The organism is Oceanobacillus sp. FSL K6-3682 (genome assembly GCF_037976165.1).
GTDB classification, from domain to species: Bacteria; Bacillota; Bacilli; order Bacillales; family Amphibacillaceae; genus Oceanobacillus; species Oceanobacillus sojae.
The window spans coordinates 4,789,495-4,814,719 of sequence record NZ_CP150263.1; the positions used below are offsets into that span (position 1 = coordinate 4,789,495).

General features: G+C 38.3%; 22 protein-coding genes. 5 read left to right on the forward strand and 17 right to left on the reverse strand.

Translation table 11 applies throughout. From position 1 onward, the window contains the following. From yycF to MHH51_RS23120, 7 genes are all read right to left on the reverse strand, one after another. Positions 1-702: a response regulator YycF gene (gene yycF / locus MHH51_RS23090; RefSeq protein ID WP_147212497.1), complete on the reverse strand. Its 702-nt coding sequence runs from the start codon at positions 700-702 to the stop codon at positions 1-3. 392 nt (positions 703-1,094) lie between these two features. Next, positions 1,095-1,385 (reverse strand): hypothetical protein, encoded by a 291-nt coding sequence (locus tag MHH51_RS23095; protein WP_339283845.1) that lies wholly within the window; start codon positions 1,383-1,385, stop codon positions 1,095-1,097. A 120-nt stretch (positions 1,386-1,505) separates the two neighbouring features. Beyond that, positions 1,506-2,795 carry an adenylosuccinate synthase gene (locus tag MHH51_RS23100; protein WP_147212499.1) on the reverse strand — a complete coding sequence of 430 codons (1,290 nt, stop codon included), beginning with the start codon at positions 2,793-2,795 and terminating at the stop codon, positions 1,506-1,508. A gap of 341 nt (positions 2,796-3,136) precedes the next feature. Beyond that, on the reverse strand, positions 3,137-4,033 hold the full coding sequence (locus MHH51_RS23105; RefSeq protein WP_339283846.1) for a glycine betaine ABC transporter substrate-binding protein: 897 nt from the start codon (positions 4,031-4,033) through the stop codon (positions 3,137-3,139). 102 nt (positions 4,034-4,135) lie between these two features. Next, on the reverse strand, positions 4,136-4,981 hold the full coding sequence (locus tag MHH51_RS23110; RefSeq protein WP_198048641.1) for a proline/glycine betaine ABC transporter permease: 846 nt from the start codon (positions 4,979-4,981) through the stop codon (positions 4,136-4,138). After that, positions 4,974-6,173 carry a glycine betaine/L-proline ABC transporter ATP-binding protein gene (locus MHH51_RS23115; RefSeq protein ID WP_156986288.1) on the reverse strand — a complete coding sequence of 400 codons (1,200 nt, stop codon included), beginning with the start codon at positions 6,171-6,173 and terminating at the stop codon, positions 4,974-4,976. Before MHH51_RS23115 ends, MHH51_RS23110 begins: the two co-directional genes overlap by 8 nt. A gap of 367 nt (positions 6,174-6,540) precedes the next feature. Beyond that, entirely contained in the window at positions 6,541-7,068 is a 528-nt protein-coding gene (locus MHH51_RS23120; protein WP_339283847.1) for a DUF2812 domain-containing protein, read from the reverse strand. Between the two features lie 495 nt (positions 7,069-7,563). Between MHH51_RS23120 and nikC the strand changes: the two genes are divergently transcribed. The 4 genes from nikC to MHH51_RS23140 are packed head-to-tail and all read left to right on the forward strand — an operon-like array spanning position 7,564 to position 11,526. Next, complete coding sequence (nikC, locus tag MHH51_RS23125; RefSeq protein ID WP_147212504.1) at positions 7,564-8,469, forward strand: nickel transporter permease; 906 nt, start codon at positions 7,564-7,566, stop codon at positions 8,467-8,469. A 16-nt stretch (positions 8,470-8,485) separates the two neighbouring features. Further along, positions 8,486-9,442 carry an ABC transporter permease gene (locus tag MHH51_RS23130; protein WP_147212505.1) on the forward strand — a complete coding sequence of 319 codons (957 nt, stop codon included), beginning with the start codon at positions 8,486-8,488 and terminating at the stop codon, positions 9,440-9,442. A gap of 40 nt (positions 9,443-9,482) precedes the next feature. Next, positions 9,483-10,529 carry an ABC transporter ATP-binding protein gene (locus MHH51_RS23135; RefSeq protein WP_147212506.1) on the forward strand — a complete coding sequence of 349 codons (1,047 nt, stop codon included), beginning with the start codon at positions 9,483-9,485 and terminating at the stop codon, positions 10,527-10,529. Further along, positions 10,504-11,526, forward strand: a complete 1,023-nt coding sequence (locus MHH51_RS23140; RefSeq protein ID WP_339283850.1) for a dipeptide ABC transporter ATP-binding protein — start codon at positions 10,504-10,506, stop codon at positions 11,524-11,526. Before MHH51_RS23135 ends, MHH51_RS23140 begins: the two co-directional genes overlap by 26 nt. A gap of 201 nt (positions 11,527-11,727) precedes the next feature. Here MHH51_RS23140 and MHH51_RS23145 read toward each other — a convergent pair whose 3' ends face one another. The 5 genes from MHH51_RS23145 to MHH51_RS23165 form a co-directional block, all read right to left on the reverse strand. Further along, positions 11,728-12,669 (reverse strand): ATP-binding cassette domain-containing protein, encoded by a 942-nt coding sequence (locus MHH51_RS23145; RefSeq protein ID WP_147212508.1) that lies wholly within the window; start codon positions 12,667-12,669, stop codon positions 11,728-11,730. 1 nt (position 12,670) lies between these two features. Then, positions 12,671-13,717 carry an ABC transporter ATP-binding protein gene (locus tag MHH51_RS23150; protein ID WP_339283852.1) on the reverse strand — a complete coding sequence of 349 codons (1,047 nt, stop codon included), beginning with the start codon at positions 13,715-13,717 and terminating at the stop codon, positions 12,671-12,673. 17 nt (positions 13,718-13,734) lie between these two features. Beyond that, positions 13,735-14,757, reverse strand: a complete 1,023-nt coding sequence (opp3C, locus tag MHH51_RS23155; RefSeq protein ID WP_339283854.1) for an oligopeptide ABC transporter permease — start codon at positions 14,755-14,757, stop codon at positions 13,735-13,737. Beyond that, a complete protein-coding gene (opp3b, locus tag MHH51_RS23160) occupies positions 14,757-15,686 on the reverse strand; it encodes an oligopeptide ABC transporter permease (protein ID WP_147212511.1) in 930 nt (309 codons plus the stop codon). The genes opp3C and opp3b overlap by 1 nt, the downstream gene beginning before the upstream one ends. A gap of 147 nt (positions 15,687-15,833) precedes the next feature. After that, positions 15,834-17,510, reverse strand: coding sequence for a peptide ABC transporter substrate-binding protein (locus tag MHH51_RS23165; protein ID WP_339283855.1), 1,677 nt, complete (start codon positions 17,508-17,510; stop codon positions 15,834-15,836). Between the two features lie 391 nt (positions 17,511-17,901). Between MHH51_RS23165 and MHH51_RS23170 the strand changes: the two genes are divergently transcribed. Next, positions 17,902-18,240, forward strand: coding sequence for a DUF3899 domain-containing protein (locus tag MHH51_RS23170; RefSeq protein ID WP_147212513.1), 339 nt, complete (start codon positions 17,902-17,904; stop codon positions 18,238-18,240). A gap of 133 nt (positions 18,241-18,373) precedes the next feature. On the opposite strand, the gene MHH51_RS23175 is transcribed toward MHH51_RS23170, so the two are convergent. The 5 genes from MHH51_RS23175 to MHH51_RS23195 all read right to left on the reverse strand — a co-directional run bounded on the left by MHH51_RS23175 (position 18,374) and on the right by MHH51_RS23195 (position 25,148). After that, positions 18,374-19,993 (reverse strand): glutathione ABC transporter substrate-binding protein, encoded by a 1,620-nt coding sequence (locus tag MHH51_RS23175; RefSeq protein WP_147212514.1) that lies wholly within the window; start codon positions 19,991-19,993, stop codon positions 18,374-18,376. 528 nt (positions 19,994-20,521) lie between these two features. Then, a complete protein-coding gene (locus MHH51_RS23180) occupies positions 20,522-21,163 on the reverse strand; it encodes an ABC transporter substrate-binding protein (RefSeq protein ID WP_339286359.1) in 642 nt (213 codons plus the stop codon). Positions 21,164-21,253: 90 nt separating this feature from the next. After that, a complete protein-coding gene (dnaB, locus tag MHH51_RS23185) occupies positions 21,254-22,615 on the reverse strand; it encodes a replicative DNA helicase (protein WP_147212516.1) in 1,362 nt (453 codons plus the stop codon). Positions 22,616-22,719: 104 nt separating this feature from the next. Beyond that, positions 22,720-23,166, reverse strand: a complete 447-nt coding sequence (gene rplI, locus MHH51_RS23190) for a 50S ribosomal protein L9 (RefSeq protein WP_147212517.1) — start codon at positions 23,164-23,166, stop codon at positions 22,720-22,722. Beyond that, complete coding sequence (locus MHH51_RS23195) at positions 23,163-25,148, reverse strand: DHH family phosphoesterase (RefSeq protein WP_339283858.1); 1,986 nt, start codon at positions 25,146-25,148, stop codon at positions 23,163-23,165. Before MHH51_RS23195 ends, rplI begins: the two co-directional genes overlap by 4 nt. Positions 25,149-25,225 lie beyond the last annotated feature (77 nt).

A 25,225-nucleotide genomic window follows, 5' to 3' on the forward strand; every position in this document is an offset into this window, starting at 1 on the left:
TTACTCCTGCTCAGGATTACGTAAATAATACCCGACACCTCTTCTTGTTACAATCCATAATGGGTTACTAGGGTTTTCTTCAATTTTTTCACGCAAACGGCGGACCGTAACATCTACAGTACGCACATCTCCAAAATAATCATAGCCCCACACAGTTTCTAACAGGTGCTCCCGTGTCATTACCTGTCCGATATGACGTGCCAAATAGTGTAAGAGTTCAAATTCACGATGGGTTAATTCAATTTCTACTCCTTTACGAGAAACAACATACGCATCCGGATGAACGGCTAAATCTCCGATGACAATATCCTTCGTTGTTTTTGCCGGCTCTTCTGTAACATTCTCACGACGCAGATTTGCTTTGACACGTGCAATTAATTCACGATTGCTGAATGGTTTGGTTACATAGTCATCTGCACCCAGTTCTAATCCAAGCACTTTATCAATTTCTGCATCCTTTGCAGTCAGCATAATAACCGGGATACTCTGTGTTTTACGCACTTCACGCAAGACCTCATTCCCGTCTTTTCCAGGCAGCATGATATCTAGTAAAATTAGATTAGGGCGCTCTGATTCTGCGAGTTCAATCGCTGTATCTCCATCATTTGCCACCACTACCTGATAGCCTTCTTTTTCTAAGTTAAATTGTAATATATCTGCAATTGGCTGTTCATCATCGACAACTAATATTTTTTGACTCATTGGTTGCACATCCTTTTTTAGTTAAATAATTTATAAAAATGTTATTAGATTGGAATTAAAATTTTGCCTTTATAGCCTTCGCTACTGAAAAACACTACGCTTTTCCACAGGATTTTCCGTGTTTTTCCTCCGCTAATTATAGTGCTTAACCGTGGAATAAATGATTTTTATACAAATATCAAAAGATTTATTAATTATACTTCTGGTATTTGTATAAAATAATTTAATTGGATTCACTAAAATATAAATCCATATTATGAACAATGCTATTTCTATAAAGTCTATAGAAATAGAGACTTACTCTCTCTATTTTAACGTAAAACAGCGCTTCTGTCTTGTTGGCTGAATATAAATATACATTAGAAAAAATTGGATACATTATTTTTCAAAACTTACTTCATTCTATTTTTACGGAGTGCCAGAAAAATAATCAGTCCAAAAGTAATATAGATTATAATTGCTGCTATCCCTAACCATGTATAGAGGCGGAAAAATTCAATTAGCTGATAGATAACACCAAAAACTATAAAGATATAAAAAATAAAATAACCAGGCTTCTGCTTGCCTCTTTTTAAGAAAGAATAGACAAGCGTCGCTGCCAAAAAGGTGAAAATGATTAACATAATAATCGATAATATTAGCATAAAAACATCGAACTCTGCCCCTGGCTGGACAAAATTCATCGCTATCTCTCCTTTATCACTTTCCCTCATTTTAACATAGATTAGAACGTTCATTTTTCTCCGCACAGGAAAAGGAGCTGATCGCAAAAATCAGCTCCTTTTCCTACATTCATTACTTTATTATGGACGATACACACTTCTTACTACGTTTGTCTGCGAACGATCTGGACCAACAGAGAAGATAGATAATGGAATTTCTGTCAGCTGAGAAATCCGCTCCAGGTAGTGACGCGCATTGGCTGGAAGTTCATCCAATGTCTTCACTCCAGTAATATCCTCTGTCCAGCCTGGCATTTCTTCATATACCGGCTCACATTCTGCTAATGCTTTTAAGCTTGCAGGAAATTCTTTAATAATTTCCCCTTTGTAGCGATACGCAACGCAGATTTTTAATGTTTCAATACCAGTCAGTACATCAATGGAATTTAGAGATAAATCCGTAATTCCGCTCACACGGCGTGCATGGCGGACAACGACACTGTCAAACCAGCCTACACGGCGCGCGCGTCCTGTTGTTGTACCATATTCACGCCCGACCTCACGAATTTGATTTCCCACTTCATCATGTAATTCTGTTGGGAAAGGACCATCACCAACACGTGTTGTATATGCTTTTGACACACCTACAACATGATTGATTTTTGTTGGGCCTACACCAGAACCAATCGTCACACCACCTGCAATCGGGTTAGAAGACGTTACAAACGGATACGTACCTTGGTCAATATCAAGCATAACACCTTGTGCACCTTCAAACAGGACACGTTTGCCCTCATCAATAGCGTCGTTTAAAACAACAGATGTATCTACCACATAAGGAGCCATTTGCTGCCCATATTCATAGTACTCGTCTAAAATATCCTCGACTTGAATGGAATCGGACTCATATACTTTTTCAAATAAACGATTCTTTTCTTTTAAATTCTGTTCTAATTTTTCACGGAAGGCTTCTTTATCCATTAAATCAGCAATGCGGATACCGACACGTGCTGCTTTATCCATATAAGCAGGGCCGATCCCTTTTTTCGTCGTACCGATTTTATTAGCACCTTTTTCTTCTTCTTGAAGAATATCCAGCTTCAAATGGTATGGAAGAATCACATGCGCGCGATTACTGATACGAAGATTATCTGTAGAAACATTACGCTCATGTAAATAAGCAATTTCTTCTACAAATGCTTTTGGATCGATAACCATTCCGTTTCCAAGAACACAGGTTTTTTCACTAAAGAAAATTCCTGATGGTATTAAATGTAACTTGTACGTTACATCATCAAATTTAATCGTATGGCCAGCGTTATTTCCGCCTTGATAACGAGCAACTACTTCTGCATTTTGAGATAGGAAATCGGTAATTTTACCTTTCCCTTCATCTCCCCATTGCGTACCTACAACTACTACTGAGGACATGGTGCACCTCCAAGATTGATTTTATATATGAAACTTTTTGTCCTGCCTATTTTTTGCCTTTTGATAATATACACAGCTGAACAATCATTTATCATTATTTGTATTTTACTCACTAGTTAATATTTTATCAGTTAAAAAAATAAACGTCAATGTAGAACACGAACGTTGTTTTTCATTTTAACTTTATCATACGCTTAATTCGTCTGTTTATATTTGTTGCAGCTTTAAAAACACGAACTAAATACAATAACAAAAATGGTAATGTTCGGATTTCATCTATAAATATAAAAAGGCAACCCCAATATAATTATTGGAGCCGCCTTTCAAAAGGACATCTCTATTTATTCAATACCTTCTGTCCATTCAGCTACTTTGTCCTGGTTAGCTTCTACCCAATCAGCAGCTGCGTCTTCTGGAGCAGCGCCTTCGTTAATAGCTAGCATAACCTCTTCCATATCATCTGTATCCCAATAGAAGTTATCTAATACTTGATATGCTTCCGGAGCGTCGTCTTCTAAGCCTTCACGAACCATTGTTTCAATAGATTCTGCTTCACCGAAAACACCTTCCGGGTCTTCAAGATATTTCAAATCATATTTTTGGAATTTCCAGTGTGGAGACCATCCAGTAACAACAATCTCATCTTCATTATTAATAGCACTGCCTAATTCTGTGGCCATTGCACCACTGGAAGAAGTTTGTACAGTCCAGCCATCCAGATTATCATATTCTTCCACTGCATTTTCAGCAGCATTTACAACACCAGCACCAGCTTCAATACCTGTAATGGTTTGACCTGCTTCATCGGTTAGATCTTCAATAGAATCTACATCCATATATTCCGGTACGACAAGACCAATTGCTGCTCCTTCTAAGTTAGGTCCAAGCTGTTCAACTTGGTCACCATAAGCTTCGAATTGCTCGGCATGTGTTCCTGGTAACCAGGCAGCTACCATTCCGTCTGCTTCACCGCTTGCAACTGCTTCCCACATAATGGCATTATCAAGTGGGGTTAATGTCACATCATAACCTAAATCCTCCAGTACTTTTCCGACAACATTTGTAGAGGCTACCTCTGTATCCCACTCTACATAGGCTAATTCGATTTTGCCATCTACTCCGCCTTCTGCAGAATCACTATCTCCGCCATCGCTGTCATTACTTCCACAACCAGCAACAACTAGTCCAAGTGCTAATGAACCAATAAGTCCTGCACGTTTCAGACTCCATTTAGACATAAATAAAACTCCCCTTTTCTTAAAATTATTTTTTCTATATTGACACTTTTCATATCAACAGAGGAATGAACCACTCTTAATTGAAAAGATTGTCATGCAGATTTATCTTTTTGCTTTATTCATATTTTGTGTAATACGGTCAATAATAATCGCCAGAATTACAATTCCGATACCAGCAACAAATCCGGTACCGACAGATGCACGTTGGAGAGAAGAAAGCACTTGACTTCCAAGTCCCGGCGCACCAATCATTGACGCAATTACAACCATTGAAAGTGCAAGCATTACCGTCTGGTTAATACCAGCCATAATCGTTCCTTTTGCCATAGGTAATTCTACTTTAAACAGCTTCTGTGACCCTGTAGCACCGAATGAATCAGATGCTTCAATTAAATCATTAGAAACCTGGCGGATACCTAAGTTTGTAAAACGAACAGTCGGCGGTGTCGCAAAAATAAGAGATGCGAATACACCCGGAACCATCCCGATTCCGAAGAATGCTACCGCCGGGATTAAATATACGAATGCCGGCATTGTCTGCATAAAGTCTAATACTGGTGTAAGAATCGAATTGGCAATTTTGCTTTTTGCCATTAATATTCCCACTGGTACACCAATAATGACAGACAATAAACTTGCTAAAATAACCAAAGTCACTGTAGACATTAACGCATCCCATAATCCCTGGTTATATACAAACCATAGACCAACGATAGAGAACACTGCTAATCCTAACTTCTTACCGGAAACAAAGAATGCAATCACGGCAACAATTAAGATAAACAGAATTGGCGGGATACCTGGTAGAAGATCTCCAGATACAAAGTCCATAAAATCGCCAAAATGGTCTTTAATTGGTTCGAAAAGAAATGCAAATGTATTTTGAATCCAGCTTGTCGCTGATTCAGTCCATTCTGCTAATGGTATTTTATCCATAAAATCAAGCATCTATATTCACCTCACCATCATTTGCAAGTGCGGCCAATACCGCTCCCCGGACAATAATTCCATTTAAACGATTATCATCGCCCACAACTGCAATCGGGATAGGAGTATCATAAATCATAGAGAAAATTTCTTGCATCGGTGTATCCGGTGCAACTTTTAATATATCTGTTTTTAAGATTTCTTTAATATCTGACACTTCCTTTTTACGAGCTTCGGAAGCATCGTCTGCTGTGACATAACCTTGTAATCGTCGTTTTTCATCAACAACAAGAATGCTTGAGATTCCTTCCTTGCGCATTCTTTCTAACGCTGCTCTAGGACCGTGCTTATCAATATTGATTGTCTCCGGACGCTTCATGATATGACTTGCAGTGAGGATTTTCGAGCGGTCTACATCTTCCACAAATTTCTCAACGTAGTCATTTGCCGGATTCATTAGAATTTCTTCCGGTGTTCCGATTTGTACAATAACTCCATCCTTCATTAACGCAATTCGATCTCCTAAACGAAGAGCTTCATCAAGGTCATGCGTAATAAAGATAATGGTTTTCTTCATCGTAGATTGTAAATCAATTAACTCATCCTGCATTTCTTTACGGATAAGCGGATCAAGTGCTGAGAAAGCTTCATCCATTAACAGTACTTTTGGATCGTTAGCCAAAGCACGGGCCAGTCCTACACGCTGCTGCATCCCGCCAGATAGCTGGCCAGGTTTCTGATGCATATAGTCACCTAATCCCACAAGCTTTAATGATTCTTCTGCACGTTTTTCCCGTTCAGCTTTATCAACGCCTTGTACTTCTAAACCGAATCCTGCATTTTGTAAGATGGTACGATGCGGAAAGAGCGCGAATTGCTGGAATACCATTCCTAATTTTTCACGACGTACTTGTCTTAATGCTTTTTTATCTAATGTCGCTAATTCTTTTCCATCAATAAGGATTGATCCTTCACTTGGATCAATTAAACGATTTACTAATCGGACTAAAGTAGACTTCCCACTACCTGACAGCCCCATTATGACGAATATTTCTCCTTCTTCTACAGAGAAACTGGCACGATTTACTCCGACAGTATTCCCTGTCTTTTTCAATATTTCTTCTTTGGTCATACCTTGATCTAACATTTTGATAGATTGGCCGATATTTTTACCAAAAATTTTAGACAGGTTTTTTGCTTCAACTACTGCCATATAATCACCTCTCTATTTTATTTTGATTGGTAGTACATCTGTTTGAAGGCAAATCAATCTATGGTGCTCCTGAACGGTTTATTCTGTAAACAAAAATAAATGAATCAACTATAGACTCATTTATTTTACGGCATCCATTTAGATGTGTTCACCTGTTTCTAGGCAACTCTATTTATTATAGGTATATTTATGGAAAATCTCAAACAGCCTATAACGCCGTTTCCCAAGAGTTTTAAGCAGTTTATCTCATCTGTTCCATACAATGTGATCTTTTCTGCCTTTTCCTGCGGTTTACTTTTAAATACTCTCTTATATTACAATTCGACATGTTTTATTACTCTAATATTTCCATCTTTTTTCATTGTTATTACGTGTTTTTCAAGTTATACCGTCTATACCTATTTAAAATATACAAAGCCAACACCAGGAGAAATGCAATTCCACCCATAATAATTCCTCCAAGCAAAATCATTTTTATCAGATCCCAGCCCACTTTTATATGTAAAATAAAGAAAATAATTAAAAAAATGCTTGAAAGAATTGTATATTTACCTAACAATCTTCCTTCCTGATTCAATTGCTCCAGCAGCTGTTCCTGGTTTCCTTCCATTGACAAGGCTTCCGGCGAGCCCTGAAAAACCGCCATATAATCGAGCGCATCGACCAGTTCCCAGCCCTCGTCTGTTTGAGGCATAGCTTCGTCTGTATTTTGAAAAGACTGAAAATCTATATGATACTGTACCTCCTTAGGTTCATCTTCTTTCAATTGAAAAAGCAGGCCGCCCAATCGTAACTTCTCTACACTCCAGCCTTCTTTTGCAAGAGTTTCTAATTTCTCTGTCCCCGTATTATGAAAGAAAATTCTAGCAGGATTCCAAACAAATTTCTTCTTCACGAAATTCCACCTCTTTATAATCACTTAATCATGATATATCTTAAATTATTATCATTATACTAGATTTTCGACAATCCTTCCTGCCTCTTATATAGGGAAGCATATAAATGCATTGTCGTCCTCTCATATTTTAGAGTGCTTTGAAATCAGGTCACATTCACAATGGCTGTCTTTTCTATTTTATAATTACATTATTATAGAAGAATTAAGTTCTTCAAGTCCGTTAGCATTCCTTAAATTAGATTTTAATAAATTAGAAAAGGGTGTCTTTTTTAATTAATACAAATTTTCGTATTTGAAATAGTATTACAAATTTAGTAGCATTCTCACATTATTCGTTTAAATAAACCCTTTTGTATCAAGGTTTTACGTTTTTCGACAATTTTAAAAAATATGTATCTTTTCATGATTTTAAAATCAAATATATTTCTACAAACTTTTTCATGATATAATCAAGACTGACCTATAACACGAGAGAAAGGATGAAAAAAACCGATGAGTCGTTCAAACGAACATATCGAAAAGCCGCAGACAGCTATCAAGCCGCCTAATCCCCGACTTAAAAGCTGGAAAAGCGTCTTTAATAAACTTAAGAAAAATAAGTCGGCTGTTGTCGGCGGTGTTTTAATCATTTTACTTATCATTATTGCTCTTGTCGGGCCTTACTTAACCCCCTACGATCCTCTATATGATCAAGATGTAACCAATAAACTGGCTACACCATCTTCTGATCATTGGTTTGGAACAGATAACTTTGGAAGAGATATATTCAGCAGGGTAATCCAAGGAACTGGATTAACTCTAATGATAGGCTTTTTCTCTATCTTACTCGGGGCAACTATCGGGATATTTCTCGGCATTATCGCAGGATATTATGGAAAACGGACAGACAGTATTATCATGCGTATTATGGATGTTTTATTAGCATTCCCTAGTATTCTATTAGCTTTAACTATTGTTACTGTTTTAGGTGGTAGTATGTTTAATGTAATTATTGCTGTTGCTATTTCATCTATACCTATTTTCGCCAGAATTGTCCGGGGCTCTACTTTATCTGTGAAAAAGCTGGAGTATATTGATGCTATGAGAGCGCTGGGAGCCAGCGATTCCAGAATTATTTTCAAACATATTTTACCTAATATCACCTCTCCAATTATCGTTCAAGCTACGTTAAGTATTGCTACAGCGATTCTATCAGCCAGTGGACTTTCCTTCTTAGGTTTGGGTGCACAGCCTCCTACACCGGAATGGGGAGCGATGCTGAGTGACGGAAGAAACTACTTATATAACGCACCCCATGTAGCATTATTCCCGGGGCTTGCTATTGTCGTAGCTGTTTTAGCATTTAACTTACTTGGAGATGGATTACGTGATGCATTTGATCCAAAAACGAGAGAATAGAAAGAGGTGAACCATTTTGTTTCAATTTATCATTCGACGTATTTTACAAACGATACCTGTATTAATCGGTGTATCTATTATCGTGTTTAGTATGATGCATTTGGTTCCCGGAGACCCTGCGCAAGTAATTGCCGGCGAAGGTGCTCCACAGGAACAAATTGATAATATCAGAGAGCGGCTGGGCTTAAATGACCCGCTGCCAAAACAGTACTTAGATTATGTAACCAATGCTGTTCAAGGTGATTTAGGAACCTCGATGCGAAGCGGACGGGATGTCTCGTCTGAAATCGGCGCCAGATTTTGGGTAACTGTCGAACTCGCCTTTTATAGTACAGTATTAGCTGTATTTGTAGGATTAATTGTCGGTATTATTTCTGCCACACGTAAATATTCTGCAATTGATACAACACTTATGCTGATAGCTTTATTCGGTTTATCTATGCCAAACTTCTGGCTTGGTTTAATGTTAATTCAATGGTTTGCGATTGGAATTGATTTACCATCCTGGGTACCTTTCTTTAGTAATACAGCTTGGTTCAGCCCTTCAGGCTGGGGCAGCTTCAGTCAAATTGTCTTGCCTGTTATCACATTAGGTACAAGCAGTGCAGCCATTATTGCACGTATGACCCGCTCCAGCATGCTGGATGTTATTGGCCAGGATTATATCCGGACTGCCCGTGCCAAAGGGGTAAAAGAACAAATCGTTATTTATCGTCATGCATTGAAAAATGCACTGATTCCTATTGTTACTGTAGTTGGCTTACAATTTGGCGGACTTCTTGGCGGAGCTGTGTTAACAGAGTCTGTATTCGCTGTTAATGGGATGGGTAAATTAATTATCGATTCTATTCAGGCTCGTGATTTCCCAGTTGTTCAAGGTACCATTTTAGTTGCGTCACTTCTTTTCGTTTTTGTAAACTTAGTTGTAGACGTTGCTTACCGTTTATTGAACAAGCGAATTGATTTAGACTAGTATTCTTTAATTACTAGATTTTAGAAAGGAGCTACTTACTATGACAGGTGCACCTGACACTTCATATGATAATATATTAGAAATTAAAAATTTACAGACTTCTTTCTTCACAAAAGATTTAGAAGTAAAGGCTGTAGATGGCGTTTCATTTAGTATTCCAAAAGGGAAAGTACTGGGTGTCGTTGGAGAATCTGGTTCCGGTAAAAGTATTACCTCATTATCTATTCTTCGCCTGATTGAAGAACCGGGAAAAGTCAAAGGGGGAGAAATTCTCTTCAAGGGAGAAAACCTCTTAGATAAAAGCGAAGCACAGATGCGTAAAATCCGTGGTAATGAAATATCAATGATTTTCCAGGAACCAATGACTTCTCTTAATCCAACCTTTACCGTTGGACAGCAAATTGGTGAATCATTCCGTATTCATCAGGGACTCAGTAAGAAAGAAGCAAAGAAAAAATCTGTTGATATGTTAAAGCTTGTAGGAATTCCTTCTCCAGAGAAGCGTGTCGATCAATATCCTTTTGAGCTATCGGGCGGAATGCGCCAACGTGTAATGATCGCAATTGCTCTTGCATGTAATCCTGATCTACTTATTGCCGACGAGCCGACAACAGCCCTGGACGTAACAATTCAGGCACAAATTTTGGATTTAATGAAAGAATTGCAGGAAAAATTAGATATGGGTATTTTATTAATTACGCATGACTTAGGCGTTGTTGCCGAGACCTGTGATTATGTTGCCGTTATGTATTGCGGTAAAGTGGTTGAATTTACCGATAAGAAAACATTATTCACGGAACCAAAACATCCATATACTGTCGGTTTAATGGAATCTATTCCTCAATACGATCAAGATATTGAAGGAGATTTAGCAGTTATTAAAGGGTCTGTTCCCAGTCCTGCTGATATGCCTAAGGGCTGCCGATTTGCACCAAGATGCCCATTCGCAACGGATTTATGCCGAAATAAATTACCTGATTTAGAAACAGATGAAGATGGTAACCAAATTCGTTGCTGGATTTATTCTGATGAATGGGATGGAGATCCGGAGGTGAACGTTTATGAGCGATCAGAAAGTACTTCTTAAAGTAAATGACTTAAAACAATATTTCCCGATTAAAGGCGGGATTTTTGGACGTACTATTAATCACGTAAAAGCAGTAGATGACGTATCCTTTGAAATTTTCGAGGGAGAAACACTTAGTATTGTAGGAGAATCCGGCTGCGGAAAATCAACAACTGGACGAGCCATTCTCCGCCTGGATGAGCCGACTGCCGGGGAAGTAGAATTCGATAATACTAACATTCTTGAGCTGAACAAAAAAGAAATGAATAAATTCCGTAAAGATATGCAAATTATCTTCCAGGATCCATATGCTTCGATTAATCCTCGTCACACTGTACGACAAATCTTAACAGAAGCAATGGAAATTCAAAATGCTGTACCGAAAAAAGAAAGAAATGATCGTGTCAAAGAATTAATGGATACAGTTGGTCTCGGACCGCATCAGGCAGACCGCTATCCGCATGAGTTCAGTGGCGGACAACGTCAACGTATTGGTATCGCCCGGGCCTTATCAGTAAACCCAAGGTTAATTATTGCAGATGAAGCTGTTTCTGCGCTTGATGTGTCCATTCAGGCTCAGGTAATCAACTTATTAAAAAAGCTGCAGCGCGAATTTAAATTAACGTACCTTTTCATTTCCCATGATTTAGGTGTTGTTCGTCATATTTCCGATCGAATCATTGTGATGTACTTAGGAAAAGTGGTCGAGATAGCAGATAAAAATTCATTATTCACCAATAATATGCACCCTTACACAAAGGCTCTGCTGTCAGCAATACCTAGTACAGACGTTGAGAAGGAAAAAGAACGCATTATGTTAAAAGGAGATGTGCCTTCTCCGATTGATCCTCCAGAGGGCTGCCGCTTCCATACCCGCTGTCCATTTGCAACGGATTTATGCCGTACAAAAGTACCTAAACTTCGGAACACAGAAGGTATGAAGGACGGCCATCGTGCAGCTTGTCACCATATGGAGGCAATACGCTCCGGTGAACATCAGCCACAGGTGAATGCTTAAGCAACTTACCTGGGCATACCGACTATAGAGAGATTTCATGTATGCTATGTAATATTATAAAACCAATTGTTCGTTCATAGAGCTGTCATGCTTTTTGTAAATAAAAGCATGATCCTCTACACATGATTAACAAGCAAACACCCCGTATCAAGCCAGGCTTTTACTGGTTTGATACGGGGTATTTTAGTGGGTTAAAATGACTTACTTATTATGATTATAGTTTGCTTTATATTGTTCAAACTCTTTTTCTGAACAGTTAACAAAATGCCCCGGAGAAATTTCACGCATACGGACGTCCTCTCCATCCTCATACTGATGAACATCTGGATGGTATGCTTGCCGTTTCCTTGTGCGTTCATATTCCGGATCTGGAAGAGGTATTGCTGAAAGCAGTGATTGCGTGTATGGATGAACCGGATTCCGATACAAATCATCTGCAGATGCCAGCTCAACCAATTTCCCGAAATACATAACGCCAATCCGATCACTGATATATTTGACCATGGATAAATCATGGGCAATAAACAAATAGGTTAATCCACGTTCTTTTTGCAATTTTTTCAACAGATTAACTACCTGTGCCTGAATAGATACATCCAGAGCAGATATTGGTTCGTCAGCGATAATAAATTCCGGTTCTACCGCAAGTGCACGGGCAATCCCGATTCTTTGCCGCTGCCCCCCGGAAAATTCATGCGGATAGCGATTAGCATGCTCCTTATTCAGCCCTACTGTTTCAAGAAGCTTGTGAACCTTTTCCAATCGTTCTTTTGGCGATTTAGCAAGCCCATGAATATCGATGCCCTCTGCAATAATGTCAGATATCTTCATTCTTGGATTCAGTGATGCATAAGGATCCTGAAAAATCATCTGCATTTTTTGGTTGAATTCTTTTAATTCCTTACCAGATTTTTTACCATGAACATTTACGCCATTATAGAGAACTTCTCCGCCTGTAGCGTTATACAAACGAATCAGTGTTCTTCCAGTTGTTGACTTCCCACAGCCTGATTCTCCAACCAGTCCAAGGGTCTCACCTTTATAAATATCAAAGCTTATATCATCAACAGCCCGTACTTCCTTTGGCTTGCCGATATTAAAATATTGCTTCAGATTTTTTACTTCTAACAGTTTCTCTGCCATTTTACTTGCCCCCCTTTATAGAAGCGCGGAACTTCGCCTGCCGCTCTTGAACTGCCAATGGGGGCTCTACTTTAGGTGCATCTGGATGCAGCAGCCAGGTTGCCGCATAATGCGTATCAGATACTTTAAACATTGGCGGCTCTTCTTCCTTGTCTATTTTCATAGCATAAGGATTTCTCGGTGCAAACGCATCGCCCTTAGGCGGATGGAGCAGGTCCGGCGGTGTACCGGGAATCACAAACAGCTCCTCATCCTGTGAATCCAGACTAGGCATTGAGCTGATTAATCCCCATGTATATGGGTGCTGCGGATTATAAAATATCTCATCTACTGTCCCTACTTCGACAATTTTACCGCCGTACATAACAGCCACACGGTCAGCAACATTGGCTACCACACCTAAATCATGTGTAATAAATATAATAGATGTTTCAATTTTCTTTTGCAGATCCTTCATCAAATCCAATATTTGCCCTTGAATTGTTACATCCAGAGCAGTTGTCGGTTCATCCGCGATTAATACCTTCGGAGCACAGGCCAGTGCAATTGCAATAACCACACGCTGTCTCATTCCACCTGAAAATTGATGCGGATATTGTTTCAAACGCGTCTCCGGTTTTGAAATACCAACCAGATCCAACAATTTTACCGCCCGCTTTGATGCTTCACTTTTACTCAAATCTCGATGTTTTATTAATGGTTCCATAATCTGCTTACCAATAGTCATGGTAGGATTCAGTGAAGTCATTGGATCCTGGAAAATCATTGAAATATCTTTTCCGCGGATTTTTTGCATCTTCTTTTCCGACGCCGTTGCGAGATTCTCTCCATTAAAAAGAATCTCTCCTGATTTAATTTCAGAATTACCCTGCGGAAGCAATCTCATAATTGACTTTGTTGTTACCGATTTACCTGAACCAGATTCTCCAACAATCGCAAGTGTCTCACCTTCGTATAAATCAAAGTCTACACCACGGATTGCCTGCACTTCCCCGGCAAATGTATGGAACGATATATGAAGATCTTTTACTTCTAATAATTTTTTCATATCATTTCACCTCAACTTTAATCGCGCATTTTTGGATCAAATGCATCACGTAGTCCATCTCCAATTAAATTACATACAATCAAAATCACACAGATAAGGATACACGGAATAATCATCAGATGAGGTAAAAATTGAAACGTTTTATAACCGTCCTCAATCAGTGTACCTAAGGATGCCGATGGAGCCTGTAATCCAATTCCGATAAAGCTTAAGAAAGCCTCAAAGAAAATAGCACTGGGAATCGTGAACATTGTGTTTATAATAATAACGCCTGATAAATTCGGCAGCAGATGCTTAAACAGTAATCGATTATTTTTTGCACCTAATGTCCGCGAGGCCAGTATATATTCCTGATCTTTTAATTTAAGAACTTGTCCACGTACGACCCTGGCCATACCGACCCATCCCGTAATAACCATCGCTATCGTGATAGACATGATACCTGGTTTCAGGATTAAAAGCATTAAAATTACTACAATCAGGTTTGGAATACCAGAAATAACTTCCAAAATACGCTGCATCACATTATCTGTTCTACCGCCTTTAAATCCGGAAACTAAACCATAAATAACACCGACCAGCATATCAATGGCAGCTGCTAATACAGCAATATATAGAGAAACTCTCGTTCCAAGCCAGACACGGGTAAATAAGTCTCTTCCAAGGCTGTCCGTACCAAACCAGTAGTATTCTTCTATATTCATTTGTTCGTATTTATTTACTTCTTCCCCGCCGACTTTCTGAGTGCCGTCAAAGATACCCATATTCTCTAAAACTGGTACACGCGGTGGAAGATTACTTTTCGCGACATCCTGCTCGTAACCATCATGACCCGAAAGATGTGGTCCAATAATAGCCATAATAACTATCAGTCCCAAAATAATTAAACTGACGATAGCAGCTTTATTCTTTCGAACCCGCAGCCAGGCATCCTTCATAAACGAAAGCTGCGGTTTCTCCAGCCTCTCGCCAGCTTCATGATCAATCGGAGCAGGCTCAAATTGTTCTTTCGGTATTTCTTTTATTTCTTCTCTATTCATTATTTATCGCCTCCATTCAGACGAATTCTCGGATCGATAATTCCATACAGGATATCAATAATTAAAATAATAACCGTCAGTAAGAAAGCAAAAAATAAAGTGGTTCCCATAATAATAGGGAAATCATTTGTCATAATTGATTTCACAAATTGCTCACCAATCCCCGGTACAGCAAATACTTTTTCCACAACCATCGAACCGGTCATTAGTCCGACAGCCATCGGTCCTAAAACCGTAATTAAAGGAATTAACGCATTACGAATAGCATGCTTCACAGCTACTTCGCCACGTGAATTTCCTTTTGCTTTTGCTAGTGTAATATAATCAGATCCAAATACTTCTATCAGTTCTGTCCTCATAAAACGCGCTGCTGTAGCTATTGGGAAACAAGCTAACGCAATGGTGGGTAAAATAGATGAAGAGAAACCATTCCATGAGGCGACTGGCAGCCATCCCAATTTTACTCCAATGTAATATTGTAATAATGCTGCTAAAACAAAGGAAGGAATTGATTTACCGAGTATAGCTAAAAAGGTGCTTCCATAATCAATCCATGTATTCTGGAACATAGCAGCAAGTACTCCAAGCGCAATACCGATGATTGTACCTATAATCATAGCCTGTACACCAAGCTGCATCGAAGGTCCAATCCGATTCATCAATAAATCCATAACAGGCTGGTTTTCGAACTGAAAGGATACACCTAGATCACCTTTTACGATATTTACCATGTAGTTCATATACTGAATAGGAATAGGCTGATCCAATCCATACTTCGCATTTAAAATTTCACGTTGCTCAATTGTTAACCGTTCCTCATTTGAGAATGGGGTACCCGGCAGAAACTTCATTAGAAAAAAGGTAACAGAAGCAATAATAAACAGCGTAATAATCAAATAAATTATCCGCTTGGTAATATATTTCGCCATATTGTGTCCTCCTTATATACGAATAAATGAAAATATTCTAAACTTCTGTAAAAATGAGGAAAAGAGAGCACTTTTCACTAAAAGTCTCTCTCTTTTCCATACAATATTAATTTCAGCGGACTTTTGAATGCGCGCTTTTAAGAAACATTATTTTTCGATTGTTACATTTTTTAGTGAATAATCAGGGCCAAACAAATGCTCTTCTAAACCTTTTACATACGGCTTAATAAGTGTTAATCTTCCGCGTTGGTAAATAGGTGCAATTGCTGTGTCTTCCTGAACGAGAATTCTTTCAGCTTCAAGCATTGCTTCCCAGCGTTTTTCGGGATCATTTGCATAAGTTACTTTTGCATCTTCAATAAGCTGATCGTATTCTTCATTGGAAATACTTGCTTGGTTATTCGCTCCATCTGTAACATATAAATCTAAGAAAGTAAGTGGATCCAGGTAATCTGGTCCCCAGCCGTGCATTACTACATCGTAATCTTGAGCTGTTGTTCTATCTAAACGGTTTTTAAATGGTACATTTTCTAAATTAAGTGTTAAACCATCAAGATTTGTCTCTAATTGATTTTTGAAATATTCAGCAGTTCTTTTTGCATTTTCAGTATCATCACTCAAGTAATCTAGAGAAAGTTCATCTACACCTAATTCTTCTAAACCTTTATTCCAGTATTCTTGTGCTTTTTCCACATCATAGCTGATCAGGTTTCCACTTTCTTCACGGAAATCTTCTCCTGTTTCAGGATTTACAGCTAAACCGCGTGGTACATAACCGTCACTAGGAATGGAACCATTTGAAAGAACTTGTTCTGCAAATGCTTCTTTATCAAAAGCCATTGCCATTGCTTTACGGATATTTTCATTTGCTAATGGTGTTTCTTCGCCATCACGTTCCTGGTTAAATTTAAGATACCAGGAGCTTCCTTCTTCAAATGTTGAAGCATCTTCATGGTTAGCATATTGTTTTGCATACTCTGAGCTTAATGCAGCTGTACGGTCAGCTTCTCCTGTTTCATACAGGTTTACAGCTGTACTTGGCTCTTTAGCAACTTGTACATTTACTTTATCAAGGCTTACATTATCTATATCATAGTATTCTTCATTTTTTTCATATGTCCAGGTTAATCCGGAACCATCCCAACCTGTCAATACAAATGGACCATTTGCAAGCATGTTATCACTGTTGGTTCCGAAGCTGTCGCCTTTTTCTTCTACAAAATCTTCATTTAATGGCAAATACGTACCAAAAGCCAATAATGAATTTAAGTATTCCACGGGTTGTTCCAAAGTTATTTCTAAAGTATAATCATCTACGGCTTCTGCACCTAACTCTTCTACAGCTGCATCACCATTCATAATATCTGTTGCGTTTTCAATAACTCCTGAGAACATATATGCATATTGTGAACCAGTGTCAGGATTTAAGGCTCTTTGCCATGCATAAACAAAATCATGCGCTGTCACAGGATCTCCATTGGACCATTTTGCATCTTCTTTTAATTTAAATGTATAAACAAGACCATCTTCACTTATTTCCGGATCACCATCAGCAATAGCTGGAACCGGTTGATCTTCCCCATCTAATACATAAAGGCCTTCCATTGTTTGTCCAAATACGATGAAACTGGCAGCATCTGTAGCCAAGGCAGGATCTCCTGTTGGAATTTCTGCTGTTTCTACCATATTTAATACTTGCTCATCTGAAGCAGATGAGTCGCTGTTATCTGAACTTCCTTCATTATCATTGTTTGATCCACATGCTGAGATGACAAACATTGTTAACGCCAAAACAATAATGAGATAATATTTAGACTTTTTCACTTTTTCTGTACACCCCTTTTTTAGATTACAAGTTACATATTACACCACATTTACTTTATATGTAAATTTTTTTAATAATTTCCCCAATACAGAAATAATAGATAATTCAACTTGTTTAATCGCTTACAAATTCATTGCAAAGCCTTTGTATTAACACTTTAACGTCCTAATCTTTGTCATTATTTACGAGTGAAATTTGATTGTTTTTGTATATTTTTCCAAAAAAATAGCTTTTTTAGTCCATTTGTTATGTAATAATTTTGTAAATTTATTGTTTTCGAATTTTCCTATAGAAGGAAAATTGTGTTTTTTCAGTATTCTTTTTGAGATTTTGAACATCCTTATTTAGTGATATACTAATACATATATTTTTTTGGAGGATATTACTGTTATGGTTAAAAAAATCTTGATTTGGATTGGTATTTCTCATTTATTTATATTTTTGTTTTGTTTTATTTTTTACCATCGAGTTGATCTTTTATCCTATATAAATGTTTCTTTTATCATTGGAGCTGCTCTTATTTTATACGCTATGGCCGGTTATGTAATAAAAGGAAGATTTTTTGATATTGTTTTTTACAGCTTTCAGCATTTTTTCAGCAGAATGTCTGATTCAGATCGACGTCCGCTTTCTGAGCTGGTTCCACAAAAGTACATGATTCCATTTATCACAGGAATCATAACTCTATTGCTAATGCTTGGCAGTTTATTTTTTTATCAGTTGTCATGATAAGTCGGGCCGGTTAGAAGTATGCATAACGGATTAATAGTAGCGTGAAACTTTATTTATATGGATGTTTTCTGCACATAAAAACAGCCGCTTCTCTTCAATAAAAGAGAAACGGCTGTTGATATTTATTTAATTATTGCTTTAAAGATACATCATGTAATTGCAAAATCTGAGTCGGTAATTGTGTTAATCCCTGTACATCATCACTTACACCCAGCAGATACTCTTGATGATGAAGGTAAAGCATTGGAGCAAGCTCTGTTAGTTCCGCCTGAATATCACTGTAAAGCTGCAGACGAGTATCTTCGTCTTCCTCACGGCGGGCATCTTCAAGCATAGCGTCTAAATCATCATTTTCGAGGAAAGTACGGTTACCAGGTTCACCTACATTATCAGAATGGAATAATGGATATAATCCATAATCAGCATCCCCAGTTACAGTTGACCAGCCAAGTACAAACATTTCATGATCTCCTTGAGCTGTTCTGTCTAAATACGTACCCCACTCCATCACTTCTACTTCTACATCAATATTCAATTCTTTTAACTGAGATTGAACGTTTGTTGCAGCATCAATACGTTCCTGTGTATCATTTGTCCAGATTGTTGTAGAGAAACCATCTTCATAGCCAGCATCTGCTAACAATTGCTTCGCTTCATCTAAATTATACTCCAGACCAGGTGCATTTTCGTCATAACCAAATACCGGCGGTGCTAATGGACCAACGGCTGGAATCCCAATTCCATTGTAAATACCATCAATAATTTGGCTTTTATCAATTGCCATATTGATTGCTTTACGTACATCTGGATTATCAAACGGCTCTTTTTGAACATTAAATCCAATATAAGATAAGCTTACACTTTCTTGTGGAGCTACATGAACACCATCCGTTCCTTCTACTTGCTCCACATCATTTACGTTTAGAGGGTCAACAATATGAGAGTCCCCAGTTTGAAGTTCCGCCACACGAGTAAGACCTTCACTTACAACCTTAAACACAACAGAATCAAGGTGTGCAGGCTCTCCCCAATAGTCTTCATTCTTCACTAAACGGATTTCTGTACCAGGGTTCCAGGAATCGAATTTAAAGTAACCTGTACCAACTGGGTTTTCACTAATATAAGTTCCTGGCTCTTCGCCATTTTCCATCGCTTCATAATCTGCGTCAATTGCATCCTTAGAAACCATTCCACCACCGTTATGTGCAATATGTGCCGGGAATGGTGCAAATGGATACTCTGTTACGAAACGTACAGTGTAATCATCTACTACCTCTACTTCCTCTACCATTTCATAAAGGAAGAAACGTGGTGAAGCTACGTCCGGATCTAGAATACGGTCGATGTTTGCTTTGACCACTTCTGCATTAAATTCACTGCCATCGTGGAAGGTGACATCATCACGTAATTTAAATTCCCATACATTATCTTCTACTGCTTCCCACTCTGTAGCAAGACCAGGCTGTAATTGCATATCTGCATCTAAATGTACAAGTGTTTCATAGATATTTGCTTGTACGTTACTGGATGGCGTATCGTTTGAACCTGCCGGATCAAGTGAAACTGCGTCAGACTGGTTAGCAATAACAAGCTCGCCGCCCTCAACTGCTTCTTCTTCTGAAGTTCCTTCTCCATCACCTTCAGATTCATTGTTTCCGCTTTCATCCGGTTCGCTTGCACACGCCACCAAAACAAAACTGAGTAAAAGACCAAAAATTAAAAATAATAAAGACTTTTTTGAAAATTGCATATTCGTACTCCCCTCTTAATTTATATAATAGTCTTACTTCTCTATTTTAATCTATCTACTTTTAAAATTCAATAATAGTATTAAATTACTAAAATTATGAAATATCTTAATATAATCACTAAAACTATTGGGAATAATAAATTAATTGATTTATTTCTTTTTCAAGGTAAAGTATTAAAGCGATAATGAACTAGAAAGATTTCAAAAGCCCGTTTTTACAGGCCTTAGCCCCGATCTCCCAACATATAATTACTTTTCGTTTAAAGTTACAATTATTTACTTTTCTCTAAAAAATTCTGGTTCAAATGTCCTGTTTTGTCGAATAATCTGAAATACCTAATAAATTTCTTGTTTTTCTCTTTAAATACATAGCAGAAATACTTTTTTCCATGCTGAAAAACTATCCTTTTCATGTTATCTTTTAGAAAACTGACACGCTTTCCATTTTTGGAAAACTGCTGCTGTATATTATTATGATTCCCTTTGCAAAAAAAGAGAGGCACATAGCCTCTTCTCTTTCTGTATCTATTATTGAATTGTGATATCCTTCAACTGATATAATCCAGATGCATCCGTCCAAAAACCTTGTACTTCATTACGATAACCCATAATTTCATTTGGATGATATAAGAAGGCCATAGGTGATTGTTCATTCAAATAATTTGCAGCTTCCACATACATATCCAGACGAGTTTCTTCATCTTGCTCGATTCGAGCCTCATAAAGCATTTCATCAAATGTATCATCACGCATCATCGTACGGTTTCCTGGAGGTCCAGTATTATCAGAATGAAATAGCATATGCATTGGATAATCTGCATCGTGTGTTCCAAGAGACAATCCGAAAATAAACATATCATGCTCTCCGTTACTTGTCCGCTCGATATAAGTTCCCCATTCAAATTCCTGAATCGTCACATCAATACCAATATCAGCCAGTAAAGATTGAACATATGTTGCTACATCAATCCTTTCCTGCGTATCATTGGTCCAAATTGTTGTTGAAAAACCATCCTCATAACCTGCCTCTGCTAATAATTCTTTTGCACCTTCAGGATCATATTCAATTGCTTCAATGTCATCACGATATCCAAAATTGGTATCGTTGACAGGCCCTTTAGCAACTTCCCCAGCTCCATTGAGAATTCCTTCTACTACAAAACTAAATATCCACTATATAGTTTGTTAAAAAACTAAAAAAGATATGACTCTCATTCATAAAATGAAAATCATATCTTTTTAGAATAGCACGCAGATTATCTACATCGCCGGCGGAATATCTCCTTCCCCGTAACGATGATCTAAATCCACAAATTTATTATATTCTTTTACAAAAGCAAGCTCTACGGTGCCAGTTGGTCCATTACGCTGTTTAGCAATAATAATCTCAATAATATTTTGCTTCTCAGTTTCTTTATCATAATAATCATCACGATATAGGAAACCTACAATATCCGCATCCTGCTCAATACTTCCTGATTCACGGATATCTGACATCATCGGCCGTTTATCCTGTCTTGACTCCACACCGCGGGAAAGCTGAGATAAAGCAATAAGCGGAACCTCGAGCTCACGGGCTAACGCCTTTAAGGAACGGGAAATCTCAGAGACCTCCTGCTGCCGGTTTTCCTTTGAGCTGCCGCTTCCTTGAATAAGCTGCAGATAATCAATTAGAATCATTCCCAGTCCATGCTCCTGTTTCAGGCGCCGGCACTTGGAACGAATTTCATTCACACGCACCCCTGGCGTATCATCAATATAAATTCCTGCATTTGATAACGAGCCCATCGCCATGGTGAGCTTACTCCAGTCATCTGCCTGCAGCTGGCCATTTCTTAGACGCTGTGCATCAATATTCCCCTCTGCACAAAGCATACGCTGAACCAGCTGATCTGCTCCCATCTCCAAGCTGAAAATAGCAACATTTTCATCCGTTTTTACTGCAACATTCTGAGCCACATTTAGTGCAAATGCTGTTTTCCCCACAGAAGGCCGTGCTGCAATAATTATTAAGTCATTCCGCTGAAATCCCGATGTAATCCGGTCCAAATCTAAGAATCCAGTTGGAACTCCGGTCACATCACCTTTTTGCTGATGAAGCTGCTCAATATTGTCATATACGCTAATCAAAACGTCTTTTATATTTTTAAAAGCCCCTGAATTTTTACGTCCGGAAACCTCTAAAATGCTTTTTTCTGCATCGTTTAAAACATCTTCAACCTCATCTTCTTTTTCAAAGGATGCTGTTACAATATCTGTTGCTTTCCGGATCAAACGGCGGAGTGTTGATTTCTCCTCTACCATTTTACTGTAATATTCAACGTTAGCTGCTGTCGGCACACTCTCAGCCAGCTCTGTTAAATAGGTTACCCCGCCTGCTTCCTCCAGCTGCTTCCTATCATTTAAAAACGTAGTCACCGTAACAACATCTATCGGTTCACCACGATCAGATAAAGTCATCATTGCAGTAAAAATAAGCTGGTGGCTTGCACGGTAGAAATCCTCTGGAATTAATATTTCAGAAGCCTGTACAAATGCTGTCGGTTCTAAAAAAACAGCACCTAAAACAGATTGCTCTGCTTCTATATTGTGGGGCGGTGTACGATCAAAAGCTGCACTCATTCTCTCTCCTCCGTATTCTTGTTATACGAGTGAGAAAAAAAGAAACCGGCGTACTTCTTTTATGCCAATTTCTTTTCATTTTCTCTGTTTGTATAGATTACTTATTATTTTTCTTTTACATGAACTTTTACAGAACCAGATACCTCCGGATGTAATTTAACCGGAACATTTGTATATCCTAATGCACGAATCGGCTCATCTAATTCAATTTTACGCTTATCAAGCTTGTGGCCATGCTGTTTGTTTAAAGCTTCTGCAATTTGCTTACTTGTAATGGAACCGAATAAACGTCCATTTTCACCAGATTTTGCTTCTAGTTCAACTGTTAAATCAGCTAATTTATCTTTTAAATTTATCGCACTCTCTTTTTCTTCTATTTCTAATTTATCCTGTTTTTTCTTTTTCGCATCAAGTGCTTTTAAGTTTCCGGAAGTAGCTTCTTCTGCCAAATTATTTTTTAACAGGTAATTACGAGCATAGCCGTCAGGAACATTTTTAACATCGCCTTTTTTTGCTTTCCCTTTTACATCTTTTAAGAAAATAACTTTCATTCTGAATCTCTCCCTTTTTTATACTCTAATTCATCAATAATCTCTACCAGCATTTCTTTTGCCTCGTCTATTGTTTTGCCTTCAATTTGCGTAGCAGCATTCGTTAAATGTCCGCCGCCATTCATTTTTTCCATAATGATCTGGACATTTACATCTCCCAATGATCTGGCACTGATTCCAACTCTGCCATCGGACCTTTCTGAGATAACAAATGATGCTGAGATACCTTCCATTGTAAGCAGGGTATCTGCAGCCTGGGCAATCAGCACCGGGCTATATGCTTTTCCGCTCGGCGCTTTGGCAATAGCAATATGATCATTGTATATTTGTGTTCTTTCGATAATATGACTGCGCTGGACAAAAACATCCAAATCCTCTTTAAGAAGACGCTGTACCAGTACTGTATCTGCTCCCTGCGATCTGAGATAAGATGCTGCATCAAAAGTTCTGGAGCCGGTACGCAATGTAAAGCTTTTGGTATCAACGATAATCCCGGCTAATAGTGCTGTTGCCTCCAGCATTTTCAGCTTCGTTCCTTTTGGTTGATACTCCAGTAGCTCTGTAACGAGCTCTGCAGTGGATGATGCATAAGGCTCCATATAAACAAGCGTTGGGTTATCAATAAATTCTTCTGCCCGGCGATGATGGTCGATAACAATTTTATAATCGGTATAGTTTAATAAACTTTCCACTGCAACCATATTCGGTTTATGAGTATCCACAACAATTAATAGACTTTGCTGATCTGCCATCAGGTCTTCTGCTTCTTCAGGACTGACAAATTGCTCCCAAAGCTCTTCGTCCCGTCGAATATGATCCATCAGCTTGGAAACACCTGTCTCTACATCGTTCTCATCAAACACAATATAGCCGGGGACATCATTTGTCTTAGCAATATTCAAAACACCAATCGCTGCACCAATTGCATCCATATCCGGTGATTTATGTCCCATAATGATAACATTATCACTTGCACGAACCAACTCTTTAAGCGCATGAGAGATAACTCTGGCTCTTACACGAGTACGCTTTTCCATTGGGTTGGTCTTTCCCCCGTAAAAACGTACCTTCCCATTCTCATCCTTAATAGCGACCTGATCGCCGCCGCGGCCTAAGGCTAAATCTAAGCTCGATTGCGCAACCTCTCCAATTTCAGGCAGCGACATATTTCCAGCACCAACCCCGATACTCAATGTAACCGGATTGCTCTCAGAGCCTCCCATTTCCCGTACTTCATCTAAAATGGCGAATTTTACTTTTTCCAGCTCTTCGAGAATTTCTATATTTCCAACAGCTAAGAATCTCTCCTGTGACGTCCGCTTCAAATAAAGCCCATAACGGCTGGACCAGTTATTGAGAACAGCTGTTACTTGAGAGTTCAATTGGCTCTTTGCCGTATCATCCATATTTTGTGTGATTTCTTCATAATTATCTAAGAAGATAATGGCAAGAACCGTCTGTTCATTATAATAACGTTCCTTCAGCTCCTGATGTTCTGTCCGATCAAGGAAATAGAGCAGCTTTTCTTCCTTTTTAATTACACAAAGAAACGTATAATCGCCAATTTCTACCCAAATCTCGTTCCTGTTATCTATAATCATCGGAATTAAATCCTCTGATAAATTATTAAGAGATTCACCGATAATTGTATCCTTGTTCGTCTTAAATTGATTCATAAATGGATTGGACCATTCTACCTGATAGTTATCATTGAACAGAATAATTCCAAAAGGCATCTCCAGCAATGCCTCAGAACCAACTTTCTTTACGCGATGAGAAATAGTTGATATATATTCCTCTGCTTCATCAAGAAGCATCTTTTCCGTTCGAATACTATAATAAAATGAAGCAGCAAAGACAACTGTCATTATTAAGCCAACTATCCATTGATAGTACCACACACATACAAGCAAAATAAAAGTAAGGATATAAATAATCCATACGTGCTTGCTTAATGCTGGTCTATTCTCTAAATCCGGCACGGCATTCAGCTCCTTCAAAATCCAACAATCTGTCTTGCTTTTTTATTTAGAATTAAAAATGTAGCTTTTATCGCAAA